This is a genomic window from Variimorphobacter saccharofermentans (assembly GCF_014174405.1).
GTDB classification, from domain to species: domain Bacteria; phylum Bacillota; class Clostridia; order Lachnospirales; family Lachnospiraceae; genus Mobilitalea; species Mobilitalea saccharofermentans.
In genome coordinates this window covers 2103520-2118308 of record NZ_JACEGA010000001.1, presented here as the reverse complement: position 1 = coordinate 2118308, position 14789 = coordinate 2103520, and the positions used below count along the sequence as shown (strand labels likewise).

The 14789-nt window shown below is 37.3% G+C and carries 13 protein-coding genes; all 13 read left to right on the top strand.

Annotated elements, in window-relative coordinates; translation table 11 throughout:
• Positions 1-33: 33 nt before the first annotated feature.
• The 13 genes from H0486_RS09295 (at position 34) to H0486_RS09235 (ending at position 14770) form a co-directional block, all read left to right on the top strand.
• A complete protein-coding gene (locus tag H0486_RS09295; protein WP_228352740.1) occupies positions 34-606 on the top strand; it encodes an Ig-like domain-containing protein in 573 nt (190 codons plus the stop codon).
• Positions 607-703: 97 nt separating this feature from the next.
• The gene (locus tag H0486_RS09290; protein WP_228352739.1) at positions 704-1942 is read left to right on the top strand and encodes a D-alanyl-D-alanine carboxypeptidase family protein; all 1239 of its coding nucleotides are present in this window, start codon (positions 704-706) and stop codon (positions 1940-1942) included.
• A gap of 845 nt (positions 1943-2787) precedes the next feature.
• Positions 2788-3708 (top strand): metallophosphoesterase, encoded by a 921-nt coding sequence (locus H0486_RS09285; RefSeq protein WP_228352738.1) that lies wholly within the window; start codon positions 2788-2790, stop codon positions 3706-3708.
• Positions 3692-4468 (top strand): segregation and condensation protein A, encoded by a 777-nt coding sequence (locus H0486_RS09280; RefSeq protein WP_228352737.1) that lies wholly within the window; start codon positions 3692-3694, stop codon positions 4466-4468. The genes H0486_RS09285 and H0486_RS09280 overlap by 17 nt, the downstream gene beginning before the upstream one ends.
• Positions 4468-5037 carry an SMC-Scp complex subunit ScpB gene (scpB, locus tag H0486_RS09275; RefSeq protein ID WP_228352736.1) on the top strand — a complete coding sequence of 190 codons (570 nt, stop codon included), beginning with the start codon at positions 4468-4470 and terminating at the stop codon, positions 5035-5037. Before H0486_RS09280 ends, scpB begins: the two co-directional genes overlap by 1 nt.
• Positions 5038-5430: 393 nt before the next feature.
• Positions 5431-6234 carry an adenosylmethionine decarboxylase gene (gene speD / locus H0486_RS09270; RefSeq protein WP_334298903.1) on the top strand — a complete coding sequence of 268 codons (804 nt, stop codon included), beginning with the start codon at positions 5431-5433 and terminating at the stop codon, positions 6232-6234.
• 20 nt (positions 6235-6254) lie between these two features.
• Positions 6255-7703: an aminotransferase class I/II-fold pyridoxal phosphate-dependent enzyme gene (locus H0486_RS09265; protein ID WP_228352734.1), complete on the top strand. Its 1449-nt coding sequence runs from the start codon at positions 6255-6257 to the stop codon at positions 7701-7703.
• 43 nt (positions 7704-7746) lie between these two features.
• Entirely contained in the window at positions 7747-8598 is an 852-nt protein-coding gene (speE, locus tag H0486_RS09260) for a polyamine aminopropyltransferase (protein WP_228352733.1), read from the top strand.
• The gene (gene speB / locus H0486_RS09255) at positions 8591-9433 is read left to right on the top strand and encodes an agmatinase (RefSeq protein WP_228354401.1); all 843 of its coding nucleotides are present in this window, start codon (positions 8591-8593) and stop codon (positions 9431-9433) included. The genes speE and speB overlap by 8 nt, the downstream gene beginning before the upstream one ends.
• A gap of 55 nt (positions 9434-9488) precedes the next feature.
• On the top strand, positions 9489-10688 hold the full coding sequence (locus H0486_RS09250; protein ID WP_228352732.1) for a saccharopine dehydrogenase family protein: 1200 nt from the start codon (positions 9489-9491) through the stop codon (positions 10686-10688).
• 43 nt (positions 10689-10731) lie between these two features.
• Entirely contained in the window at positions 10732-11865 is a 1134-nt protein-coding gene (gene nspC / locus H0486_RS09245; protein ID WP_228352731.1) for a carboxynorspermidine decarboxylase, read from the top strand.
• Positions 11866-12122: 257 nt separating this feature from the next.
• Complete coding sequence (locus H0486_RS09240; protein WP_228352730.1) at positions 12123-13436, top strand: D-alanyl-D-alanine carboxypeptidase family protein; 1314 nt, start codon at positions 12123-12125, stop codon at positions 13434-13436.
• Positions 13437-13588: 152 nt separating this feature from the next.
• Positions 13589-14770, top strand: a complete 1182-nt coding sequence (locus H0486_RS09235) for an anaerobic nitric oxide reductase flavorubredoxin (protein ID WP_228352729.1) — start codon at positions 13589-13591, stop codon at positions 14768-14770.
• The last annotated feature ends 19 nt before the right edge of the window (positions 14771-14789 follow it).

Here is a 14789-nt window from a genome sequence, read left to right as displayed (position 1 = left end):
ATAAGGATAGGCAGGATAGACAAAGGGGGTTACATGGGTAATCAGCCGAAGTGTAAAAAGACCATTGCATTCATCATATACCGAATATTAATCTGTCTCATAGCCTTACTTCTGATAAGCAAATATTTCTTTCAAAGCACATCACTCTATTTTCTGGATGATATAAATCTTCCCTTTTCACTTCATTTAAATAAACAGCAATTATATATGATACCGGGTGAGGAATATAAACTTTTTGTTTATGGTATTAATAAGAGAGTAACTTATACCTCCACGAATTTCAGAGTGGCCGGTGTGAATTTTAATGGAAGAGTCAGAGCACATAGAGTTGGAAAAACCTATATTTTAGCTGAAACAGATAATACCATTCTAAAGTGCCGTGTCTATGTCATTAATATTAACAAAAAGAAGCTGCAACTAAAAAAAGGAGATGCCTGTCACCTGAGAATAAATGGTAATCATTCCTTTGTGAGTTGGAAAAGCAGTAATCCAAAGATCGTATCCGTATCCATGTTTGGCAGGGTAAAAGCCAATAAAAAAGGGAAAGCATTTATCACTGCTAAAGTCAACGGAAAGACATTTATCTGTAGGGTTACTGTCAAATAGATTAACTTCAAAAAACTTAAGACTATTTTACTTAGGTTGGTCTAAAACCAAATAGCATGGATTAAAATAGTAATAATACATTTTTGCGGAGTAAGAAATGAAAAGAATCGTAGCAGTTTTCCTCATATGTTCTGTAGTTCTTATCTTACTATTTCCTAATACCTTATATGCCAAGGTAAACAATACGAAGCCGGATAAGGAAGGGGATGCTGTGATGGTTACAGCACCGGCTGATGCCCGGCTTGAGCTAAGTACTCCTTCCGCCGTATTAATTGAGGGATCTACGGGTACTGTCATATTTGAAAAGAATAAGGATGAACGTCTGAAGCCGGCGAGCATCACAAAAATTATGACTTTATTATTGATCTTTGAGGCATTGGATGCAAATCAAATCAAGCTGACAGATGAGGTGAGTGTTAGCGAGCATGCGGCTTCCATGGGAGGATCCCAGGTTTATCTGGAGCCCTTTGAGGTACAAACGGTGGAAACGATGATTAAGTGTATCAGTATTGCAAGTGCTAATGATGCCTCTGTTGCAATGGCAGAGTTTATCGCAGGCTCTGAGGAGGAATTTGTAGCACGAATGAATGCAAAGGCCAAAGAACTGGGAATGAATAATACGAACTTTGTGAACTGCTGTGGGTTGGATACGGATAACCATTATTCCTCTGCATATGATGTGGCACTGATGTCCCGGGAATTGATAACAAAGCATCCGGAAATCAGCAATTATGCGACAATCTGGATGGATACCATTATACATACCACGAAAAAAGGACAGTCAGAATTCGGGCTTACCAACACGAATAAATTAGTGAAATTCTATCAGGGAATAACAGGATTGAAAACAGGATCTACCAGCCTGGCTAAATTCTGTGTATCTGCTTCAGCCAGAAGAAATAATATGGATTTGATTGCTGTAATCATGGCGGCTCCGGATACAAAGACCAGATTCATGGAGGCTTCCAAGCTACTGAATTACGGATTTGCAAATTATAGTATCTATACTGATGATAACTCGGACATTACACTGGAACCAGTGAGAGTAGTAAAGGGTGTTACAGAGAAAGTGGAAGGAAAAACAGGCAGCAATTTTTCCTATCTATGTGTAAAGGGAAAGACACCGGAGAAAATCCGAAAAGAAGTTGTCTTAATGGACGCGGTGGAAGCACCTGTACAAATTGGTGACAAAATAGGTGAGATTACATATTATTATGAAAACGAAAAGATCGGATCAATTGAAATACTCTCAACAGAGAAGATAGAAAAAGCAGGCTTTAAAGACTATTTCCTACAACTCCTTGTCAAGTATTTCATGGGGAAACCACAACCATAAATCAACCCAGATAGAGCATACACCAGAATGTATACTTTTCATTAAAACTTTATGGAGTATGAAATCGATACATCATGCTCTGTTTTGTAGAGCCTAATAACTGACGAAGATATTATATCAAGAACCAATCCGTATTGGAAAATTAAATTTGTGTATTTATACTCGTCGATACATTAGGCTCTGTACTGTAGAGCCTAATATACTGACGAAGATAAAATATCAAGAACAATATCCAAATTGGAAAATTAAATTTGTGTATTTATACTCGTCGATACATTAGGCTCTGTACTGTAGAGCCTAATATACTGACGAAGATATTATATCAAGAACCAATCCGTATTGGAAAATTAAATTTGTGTATTTATACTCGTCGATACATTAGGCTCTGTACTGTAGAGCCTAATATACTAACGAAGATAAAATATCAAGAACACTAACAGAATTGGAAAATTAAATTACTGTATTTGTACTCGTCGATACATTAGGCTCTGTTCTGTAGAGCCTAATGTATCGACAGGGGATGCTGCATAGTATAATTAGCAGGGACGGTGACTTACCATAATGCACTGTCGGAAGAACATGTTGCTGTATTTTGTATGAATCAGGCGAATATTTATTGTTCGTATTCGAATATAAATATTCGCCTGAGACATATAAAATCAGCAATCTGTACTTCCGTCTGTGTGTGAGGTAAGTCACCGTTCCTGTTGATATACTATGCAGCATCCCCTTCACTTACATTCCCCATAACAAGAACACAGCAGATTACTTATTGACACTTGTGAAGCTAATTAGTATAGTATAATAGGTACGGAATATAATGTGAGAACCCAAAGGAGTCAGGCATGCAGGGCTTTATGATTGTACTTGGTATAATACTGTTACTCGTTCTCTTATCGAACATAGAGAATAAACGACTAGTTACTTCGAAATATACAATCGTGTCAGACAAACTACCAAAAGACTTTCATAATACACGTTTTGTTCTTTTGGCTGACCTTCATAATAATTCCTTTGGAAAGCAAAATGCACGGCTAATTCGAAAGATTAAGGAAATAAACCCGGAATTTATTATTACTGCAGGTGACATGATTAATAAAAGAGAAAGCTGTTGTCCCAGTAATGGATATTCTTTAATGAAACAGCTTTCAAAACATTATACTGTCTATTATTCTCTTGGTAATCATGAACAAAGGATGAAGCAGCTGTGGGAACTGCAAAATACTTCAGATACAGAAGAATCAGTTATTTCTACTTGGGTAGAATATATAAATGAGCTATCAAACTTAGGTATTATATTATTAGATAACCAAAGCACATATATTAACAGAAAGAACGGGAAATTACGTATTACGGGTCTTTCTATAGAACCTAAATATTTTGAACATAACAAATCCCCTGAGATGCCAGTGGAATATGTGGAATCTTTAATAGGCAAACGTACGGATAAAGAATTCCAGATATTAGTTGCACATAATCCTATTTATTTTCAGACATATGCTGCATGGGGAGCGGATTTAACTTTATCCGGTCATCTACATGGAGGTATGGTTAGACTTCCCGGAGTCGGAGGATTGGTATCACCGCAGGTGCAGTTATTTCCAAAATATCATTCAGGAAATCATACAGAAGAGGGGCAGCATCTAATTGTATCCAGAGGCCTTGGATCACATTCGATTATGCCAAGGTTATTTAATATACCGGAAATAGTAGTGGTTACATTGCAATGTGAAGGTGAAAGGAGCTTATATGAGCATTCCTGTTAAGTTAGAGGCTTTTGAAGGTCCATTAGACCTGTTGCTTCACTTGATTGATAAAAATAAAATCAATATTTATGATATACCAATTTCGGAGATTACAGAGCAGTATCTGGATTATATTAAACAAATGGAATCCAGAAACATGGAAATCATGAGTGAATTTCTAGTTATGGCAGCGACACTGATTAACATCAAGTCAAAAATGCTTCTTCCGGTTGAAGTAGATGAGGAAGATGAACCAATCGATCCAAGACAGGAACTGGTGGATCGCTTATTAGAATATAAGATGTATAAATATATCTCTGAGGAGTTAAAAGACAAACAGCTAGATGCTTCCAGAGTAATGTTTAAACCACCGACCATTCCACAGGAAATAGCTGATTTTAAAGAAGATATTAATCTGGAAGAATTACTAAGTGATCTGACATTATCCCGTCTGCATGAAATCTTTAAGTCGATTGTCAAAAAGCAGGTGGATAAGATCGATCCAATTCGTAGCAAATTTGGCAAAATTGAGAAGGAGGAAATTAATCTTTCTGCTAAATTTATTCAGATACAGGAATATGGATTGCTCCATAAGACATTTTCATTTCGAAATCTACTGGAAGCACAGCATAGTAAAATGGAGGTAATCGTAACATTTTTATGTATTTTGGAATTAATGAAATTAGGACGAGTTCAGATTGAGCAGGAATGTCTGTTTGATGATATTAATATAACCTATCTAGCTACAGATATCATACAAATGGAAGGGGCGGAAGCATAATGGAACTTTTGGTAACAGAAGCGCAGATTGAAGCAATCTTATTTACTATGGGAGAAGCAGTGGAGCTGGAACGAATTGCCGGAGCTATAGACCATGACGAGGAAACAACCCGTAAAATTATACATAACATGATGGACCGATATGAGGCTGAAGAACGAGGCATTAAGATTATCGAACTTGATGGGGCATATCAACTATGTACAAAACCGTCGATGTATGAAACTATCATTAAAATAACTCATATTCCAAAAAAACACGTTTTGACGGATGTATTATTAGAGACCTTATCCATCATTGCATACAAGCAGCCGATCACAAAACTCCAAATTGAAGCAATTCGTGGAGTAAAGTCCGATCATGCTGTAAATAAACTAGTGGAATATAATCTGGTATGTGAAATGGGAAGAATGGATGCACCCGGAAGACCTATTCTTTTTGGTACTACAGAAGAGTTCTTGCGAAGCTTTGGTCTACAGTCTTTAGATTCTCTTCCGGTTATGAACCCAGAAAAAATTGAAGATTTCAAAATTGAAGCAGAAGAAGAAATTCAATTAAAGCTTGATATTTAAATGTAAAGCAATATATAAAATATGATGCAAAGTTAGGGTAACACTTTTTCGAGATTCCTTATTGGACGGATTGATGAATGAATTAATCTATCTGATAGTACGAAAAATGTAGTTATCCTTTTTAATTCTATACGATCATATTAATTCAGGTGAGTCCTATGCTAACCTAATATTCAGCATTTCCTAGTATTAATAATTATTCTCTATTTAATTAAATTCAATTTATCTCTATATCCTTTTTAAGATTCTATAAATTATATGCAAAAAGTGAAAGTAATACTAAACTCGGTGTTTAGAAATAGTAAAAAAAGTACTTGCATGTTTTAAAACATTTTTGTATAATAGTCCATACTGTACAGAGATACTATTGATAGAAAGGTCGTGATGTTAGGGTTGGATACAAAGCTTACGTTATATGGCTTTAACAACCTCACAAAAACACTTAGCTTTAACATTTATGATGTTTGCTATGCAAAAAGTGAGAGAGAGCAAAGAGATTATATTGCATATATTGATGAGCAATACAACTCGGATCGATTGACGAAGATATTAGTTGATGTAACCGACATGATCGGTGCACATATTTTGAATATATCAAAACAGGATTATGATCCCCAGGGAGCTTCTGTGAATATTCTTATTGCAGAAGGCTCTTTATCGTCGGAGCATATTGATGAATCCTGTAATCAAGGAAAGTACTTATCAAATTCGAGAGATACTGTTCATGCACATCTTGATAAAAGCCATGTTACTGTGCATACATTTCCCGAACATCATCCGGATAATTCTATATCCACTTTTCGCGTAGATATCGATGTTTCTACTTGTGGCGAGATTTCGCCATTGAATGCATTGGATTATTTGATCGGAAGCTTTGACTCCGATATTATAACCATAGATTATCGTGTCAGAGGGTTTACTCGTGATGTACACGGCATGAAGTATTTTATTGACCATGATATTACTTCGATTCAGGATTATATAGATGATCATACCTTAACAAGATACGATGCAATTGATGTAAATGTATATCAATCTAATATTTTTCATACCAAGATGCTGATTAAAGAAATTGAACTTCAGAATTATCTCTTTAATAAAGATGTATATGAACTACCTCCGAAGCAAAGACTTGATATTACGAATAGTCTGCGTAAGGAAATGATTGAAATATTCAGTGGTATGAATATTTATTAATTGGCGGAGCGGAATATACTATGAATTATACACAGCAAAACACACCCATCCATGAAGCTTTATTAAAGCATAAAAAAAATCGAGTGGTTCCTTTTGATGTTCCTGGACATAAGGGAGGAAGAGGTAACCCAGAACTGACTGAATTCCTGGGAATGGATTGTCTGAAGGTTGATGTAAATTCCATGAAACCCTTAGATAATCTGATTCATCCGGTATCCGTGATTAAAGCGGCGGAAGAATTAGCTGCAGAGGCTTTTCATGCAGATGCAGCTTTTTTTATGGTGAATGGCACCACATCAGCCGTTCAGGCGATGATTATGTCCACCTGTAAAGCAGGGGATAAGATTATTATGCCAAGAAATGTACATCGGAGTTCCATTAATGCCTTGGTAGTATGTGGAGCAATACCGGTTTATGTAAATCCGGGTGTAAATCATGAGCTAGGGATACCTTTAGGTATGTCGGTGAATGATATCAAGACCACAATGGATGCTAATCCGGATGCTAAGGCGATTCTAGTTAATAACCCTACCTATTATGGTGTCTGTTCGAATTTGAAAGAAATTGTCACATTAGCTCATGAGAATGGAATGTATGTGCTTGTAGACGAGGCACATGGAGCACATTTTTATTTTGGTGAGGAATTACCAATTAGTGCCATGGATGCAGGAGCAGATATGGCTGCAGTCAGTATGCATAAAACGGGAGGCTCATTAACTCAGAGTTCATTTTTAGTATGTAAAAATAGTATAGATCCGGGTTATGTGAGGCAAATCATAAATCTTACCCAGACTACCAGCGGGTCCTATTTATTATTAACGTCGTTAGATCTTGCCAGAAAACATATGGTACTCCATGGAAAGGAAATCGTTGCAAAAACCATGTATCTTGCTGAATATGCAAGAACCGAAATTAATAAATTAGGAGGCTATTATGCTTATTCCAGTGAAATAATCAATGGGGATACTGTATACGATTTTGATCGTACCAAACTATCCATTCATACAAGTAATATAGGATTGGCGGGTGTAGAAGTATATGATTTACTTCGAGATGAATATGATATACAGATTGAGTTCGGTGATATTGGTAATATTCTGGCCATGGTTACAGCCGGTGACAGGCAATTTGAAATCGAAAGGTTAATATCCGCCCTATCCGAAATAAAGCGTTTATACGGAAAAGAAAAGGTTGGAATGCTAAATCATGAATATATTGATCCAGTGGTAGAATTAACACCACAGGCAGCCTTTTATTCACCCAAAAAATCCGTTGCCCTGGAGGATGGAATCGGACATATTGCTGGAGAATTCGTGATGTGTTATCCTCCCGGAATTCCCATTCTTGCTCCGGGTGAAAGAATATCAAAGGATATTATCGATTATATCAAATATGCAAAAGATAAAGGCAGTGTATTAACCGGACCCAAGGATATGAAGGTGGAATTCATTAATGTTGTTGAGGAGTAGACTGCCAGACACTGATTTCATAGAAAGGTACAGGTGTAAATAGATGGAGTTGTGGTATACGGAGCATCATTCCGATTATGTACATTTTTCCTTAAAGGTGAAGGAGCAGCTTTATAGTAATCAAAGCGATTTTCAACATATCGCCATATTAGATACGTATGAATTTGGTAAAGCTCTTGTATTGGACGGATGTCTTATGGTAACTGAACGGGATGAGTTCATCTATCATGATATGATTGTTCATGTTCCCATGGCTACTAATCTTAATGTAAAAAGTGTTCTTGTAATCGGTGCCGGAGATGGAGGAACCATCCGGGAGCTTTGCAGATATCAAGGCATTGAGCGAATTGATATGGTTGAAATTGATGAAATGGTGGTAGAAGCCTGCAAGGAATATCTTCCTCAGACAGCATGTAGTCTGGAGGATCCCAGGGTTCATATCTATTATGAGGACGGACTGAAGTATGTACGTCGAAAAGTAGCGGAATATGATTTGATCCTTGTTGATTCCACGGATCCCTTTGGACCGGGAGAAGGATTATTTACGAAAGAGTTTTACGGAAATTGTTACAATGCCCTGACAGAAGACGGGATTTTGGTTAATCAGCATGAAAGCACCTATTATGATGCCTATGTAGAAGCCATGAAGAGAGCACATCATCGTATCAAGGAAACCTTTCCCATTGCGAAAGTATATCAGGCACATATTCCCACATATCCTTCCGGTCACTGGCTTTTTGGGTATGCATCGAAGAAATATGATCCGTTAACGGATTTACAAGAGGAAGAGTGGAATTCGCTGGAACTTAGGACAAGCTACTATAATACAAAACTTCATCGTGGTGCATTTGCACTGCCAAACTATGTTAAGGAGCAGTTAAATGAAAATGAATAGAAATATCCATACGTTTATTGCCTGTGATCATGAATATGAAGAAAGTGATATTGTACTGTTCGGTGCTCCCTTTGATGGAACCACATCGTATCGTCCGGGAACCAGATTTGCCAGCGCTGCCATTCGAAATGAGAGTTATGGAATAGAAACCTATAGCCCATATTTAGATTTAGATTTAACAGATTTGAAGGTTTTTGATGCCGGTGATCTGGAATTTGGTTTTGGAAATACGGAACGGGTATTAAATACTATCGAAGATATGACAGCACAGATTTTAAAGGATCATAAAAAACCTCTTATGATTGGAGGAGAACATCTGGTAACCTTAGGTAGTATTCGCGCGGCGGTAAAAAAGTATCCGGACCTTAGAATCATCCATTTTGATGCTCATGCGGATCTTAGGGATGATTATTTGGGAGAGAAGCTTTCCCACGCAAGTGTGATGCGACGTTGCTGGGAGCTTGTCGGTGATGGTAGAATCTATCAGTTCGGTATTCGAAGTGGTGATCGGGAAGAATTTACCTGGGCTAAGGACCATGTGTTCATGCAGAAATTCAACCTGGATAAACTAAATCTTACAGTGGAAGCGTTAAAAGGTAAGCCGGTTTATCTGACCATCGATTTAGATGTTCTGGATCCAGCAGTATTTCCTGGCACTGGAACGCCGGAAGCAGGTGGAGTTACCTATACTCAATTGACGGAAGCATTAAATAAGGTATTTCAACTTGATGTAATAGCAGCGGACATGAACGAGCTTTCTCCAACATATGATCAAAGTGGAGCTTCGACGGCACTGGCATGCAAGCTGCTGCGAGAGCTAATACTTCAATTATAAAATATTATAAATAATAACGCAATTGTCTGAACACCGAATATAAGGAGGGTTATTAATGAGTAAAGCATTAATTATCGGAGCGGGAGGCGTGGCCAGTGTAGTAGTTCATAAATGTTGTCAGAACTCCGATGTCTTCGAAGAAATATGTATTGCCAGCAGAACATTATCAAAGTGTGACGCATTAAAAGAACAGGTAAAAAAATATAAGACCAAAGTTACGACAGCACAGGTTGATGCGGATAAGACAGAAGAGGTTATTGCTCTTATTGAAAAATTTAAACCGGATATCGTAATCAATGTTGCACTTCCTTATCAGGATCTTACGATCATGGATGCATGTCTGGCAACGAAAGTAGATTATCTGGATACGGCAAATTACGAACCGCTGGATACGGCGAAGTTCGAATACAAATGGCAATGGGCTTATCGGGAACGCTTTGAAAAGGCTGGAATTACTGCAGTGCTTGGCTGTGGCTTTGATCCCGGTGTAACCGGAGTATTTACTGCATACGCATTAAAGCATTATTTTGATGAAATTCATACCATTGATATTCTGGATGCCAATGCAGGGGATCATGGCTATCCTTTTGCAACAAATTTTAATCCGGAGATTAATATCCGTGAAGTAACCGCAAAGGGTAGTTATTTTGAAAATGGTCAGTTTATCGAAACAGAGCCCATGGAGATTAAGAGAGTGTATAATTTCCCGGAGATCGGCGAAAAGGACATGTATCTTCTTCATCATGAAGAAATAGAATCCCTGGCACTTAACGTTCCGGGAATCAAACGAATTCGTTTCTTTATGACTTTTTCCGAACGCTATCTTACACATTTAAGAGTGCTTCAAAATGTTGGAATGACCTCCATTGGACCCATTGATTTTGAAGGTCATAAAATTGTACCTCTTCAGTTCTTAAAAGCGGTTCTTCCTGACCCAGCTTCCTTAGGGCCGAGAACAAAAGGAAAGACGAATATCGGATGTATTTATACTGGTATTAAGGATGGAAAAGAAGTACAGTATTATGTATACAATGTATGTGATCATGAGGAATGCTACCGCGAGGTGGGATCACAGGCCATTTCCTATACTACCGGAGTTCCCGCAATGATTGGTGCTATGATGGTACTCACAGGTAAATGGAAGAAACCAGGTGTATACAATGTAGAGGAATTTGATCCAGATCCTTTTATGAATAAATTGAACGAATGTGGTTTGCCCTGGAAAGAAACATTTAAGCCAGAAATTGTTGATTAATCATCAGAAATATACTGTTATTAACTAAAGGATTGGAGTTAGGATGAATATCGATTTTACCAAAGTAACCACTCCCTCATATGTCATAGACGAAGGATTGTTAAAGAAGAATCTTGAAATATTAAAATCGGTTATGGATCGTACCGGTTGTGAAATATTACTGGCACAAAAGGCATTTTCCATGTATACCACATATCCTTTAATTGGGAAATATCTAAGTGGAACTACGGCCAGTTCTTTGTTTGAAGCAAGGCTTGGTAAAGAAGAAATGGGAAAAGAAGTTCATATCTTTGCTCCCGCTTATCGGGAGGAGGAAATGGATGAGATTATATCCATATGTGATCACATCGTCTTTAATTCCCTTCCGCAATGGGATAAATACAAAGATAGAGTACAAAACAGTGGAAGAAAGATTTCCTGCGGATTGAGAATCAATCCAGAATATTCGGAAATTGAAACCGATATGTATAATCCCTGCTTTGAAAATTCCCGTTTTGGTATTGCCGCTTCGAAGCTTGAGAAGGCAGATCTGACAGGAATAGATGGCTTGCATTTTCATACTATGTGCGAACAAGATTCAGATGTACTGGAGCGAACCCTTCGAGTAGTGGAAGAGAAGTTTACGCCTTATATGCAACAAATGAAATGGATTAATTTTGGCGGTGGTCATCATATTACCAGAGCTAGTTACAATCTTGACACCTTAATCCGTTGTATTAATCATATCAAAAGTAAATATCAGGTTCAGGTATATTTGGAACCGGGAGAGGCAGTTGCACTGAATGCCGGTTATCTGGTAAGCTCCGTGCTTGAGTTAAACGAAAATGGTATGCAGCTGGCGATTATGGATACTTCGGCAGCATGTCATATGCCGGATGTTCTTGAAATGCCATACCGTCCTAATATTATTGGCTCAGGAATGCCTGGAGAATATCCGTACACGTATCGTCTGGGAGGTCCAACCTGTCTGGCCGGTGATGTGATTGGCGATTACTCCTTTACTGACCCCTTACAGCTTGGAGATCGACTGGTTTTTTGTGATATGGCAATATACTCCATGGTTAAGAACAATACCTTTAACGGAATTAATCTTCCGTCTATCTATTTATTCACTGAGAATAAGGAACTAAAACGTATCAAAGAATTCGGGTATGAGGATTTTAAACGAAGATTATAGTTTATATTAGTAAAATCCAAGCTTCTGCATACGAGCAGGTAGGATGTTATACTAAGTTTGAGTTTCCACAACTAATTCAATCTCATTTATTTGTGGACTTTCGATGTAAGTATAACAGTATACCTGCTCTTTTTTATTTACTTGGCCGCGAGCCCAAAGATTATTTCCAGTAGTCTAAAGTCAATATATCAGAATTTTATGAATATTATATTATTTTCAAAATAAATTTAAAGTAAGAAAATGATAGGATGATACCATTGAAAAGCGAAAATTTGAAAGTAATTTTATGTGGAGTATTACTTCTTTTGATTTCAATTATGGAACTTCGTAGTATAAAAGGATATTATGAGGAAATTATTAATTTCACTGGACTTTCTTATAATGACTTTGAAAAAGAATTAAAGGAAGAAAATATAAGAGCTTTAGAAAATCAAGATGAATATCAGAAAATGATAACAGAATCAAAGGACGAGAATCTAAATGAAGCAAAAAAAGAGTCATCGGTACATACAATGAAGCTACATGCTCGTTCTGCTTTGCTTATGGATGGATCAAATAATCGGATACTTTATGAGAAAAATGGTTATCAAGAGATGCCAATGGCTAGTACTACCAAGATTATGACCTGTATTGTAACCCTGGAAAATTCAGATCTATCCGATGTCGTAACCGTATCCGCTTATGCTTCAAAAATGCCCGATGTTCAATTAAATATAAAACCCGGTGAGAAATATTATCTAAAGGATTTATTATATTCCCTTATGCTGGAGAGTCATAATGATGTGGCAGTAGCCATTGCGGAGCATGTAGGAGGCTCAGTGGAAGGCTTTGCTACGATGATGAATGATAAAGCAAGAGAACTGGGTTGTAACAATACAAACTTTGTAACTCCTAATGGTCTGGATGCAGAAGGACATCATACTACCGCGAAGGATCTGGCAATGATTGCAAGCTATGCCATTAAAAATGATAAATTTATAGCAATTACCAATACACCCTCCCATGTCTTTCAAGAGATTAATAGTGGTAGAAAATTCAGTGTTTCAAATAAGAATAAATTCTTATATATGATGGAAGGCGCCATTGGTGTAAAGACAGGTTTCACCGGAGGAGCAGGATATTGCTTTGTCGGAGCTGTTAAAAGACAGGACAGAACGCTGATATCCGTCGTACTTGGAAGTGGATGGCCTCCCAGTAGAAACCTGAAATGGATGGATACCAAGGAACTGATGAATTATGGTATTAAAAATTATAAGAAAAGGCAAATATTCGAAGACAAGAAATTTGATCCTGTTTTTGTTAAGGACGGACAGCAAAAGTATGAGAAGCTTGATATAGAGGGAAATATATCGCTATTATTGCGGGATGATGAGGCTGTTCGTATAGAATACGATATTCCTAAAATGCTTCAGGCACCTGTTAAATCCAATAGTGTAATCGGAAAGGCAAGTTACTATATTAATGATATGCTGTATACAGAAATTCCAATCTATACCACCACTGATATTGCCAAGATTGATTATCCCTTCTGTCTTAGAAAGTTAATTAAATTATGGAGCTTTCAATATTAATTACTGAAATATAGTATGAAAACATAACTTCCATTCAAGTTGGTAGGAAACTGTGATTTGAATCATGTTTGTTTTTCTTCATATGAGTATATAATACACATAACGATAGAAATTCAAGCTAATGCTATCAAATGAATAGGAGGAAGATAATAATGAGCAAAAAAATAACAGAGAAGGTAACCTGGGTTGGAAAAGTGGATTGGGAACTGAAGTCATTTCATGGGAATGAATATTCTACGCGAAAAGGTTCCTCATACAATTCTTATCTTATAAGGGATGAGAAGACTGTATTAATTGATACTGTGTGGCAGCCATATGATAAGGAATTTGTAACACGACTTAAACAGGAAATTGATTTGAAAGAGATTGATTATATCATCGCAAATCATTCTGAAATCGATCATAGTGGCGCATTACCGGAGCTAATGAGAGAAATTCCTGATACACCCATATATTGTACAGCAAATGGAGCAAAGATTTTAAAAGGTCATTATCATCAGGATTGGAATTTTGTAACCGTAAAAACAGGGGATGTTCTTGATATTGGTGAATGTAAGCTTATCTTTGTGGAAGCGCCTATGTTACATTGGCCAGATTCTATGTTTACCTATATGTCCGGTGAAAACATTTTATTTAGTAACGATGCATTTGGCCAGCATTTTGCTACAGAATCTCTTAATAATGATACAGCAGATACTGCACAGTTGTATGAAGAAGCAATTAAGTATTATGCGAATATTCTAACTCCCTTTAGTAAACTTGTAGTGAAGAAAATTGAAGAAGTGTTGAAATTACAATTACCGGTTTCCATGATTTGCCCAAGTCATGGAGTGATATGGAAGGATAATCCGCTTCAGATAGTGGGGCAGTATATGACCTGGGCTAAGGATTATCAGGAAAATCAGGTAACTATCATCTATGATACCATGTGGAATGCCACTAGGAAAATGGCAGAGGCAATCGCAGCGGGTATTGAGCAGGCAGACCCTACCGTTACCGTTAAGATAATGAACTCCTCGAAAGAAGATAAGAATGATATTATAACTGAGATATTCCGGTCGAAGATGATATTCCTAGGATCCCCTACGATCAATAACGGTTTCATGCATTCTCTTGGTGGGTTATTAGAGATGATAAAAGGTTTAAAATTCCAGAATAAAAAGGCAGCGGCCTTTGGAAGCTATGGCTGGAGTGGAGAGTCAGTAAAGCAGCTATCCAATGCACTAAATGATGCAGGCTTCGAACTGGTATCCGATGGGTTCCGATATTTATGGGTACCTGACGAGAAGGGGCTGAACGAATGTAAGGAGTTTGGTACAAAGCAGATCTCGTAATAACAACAACACACATCAT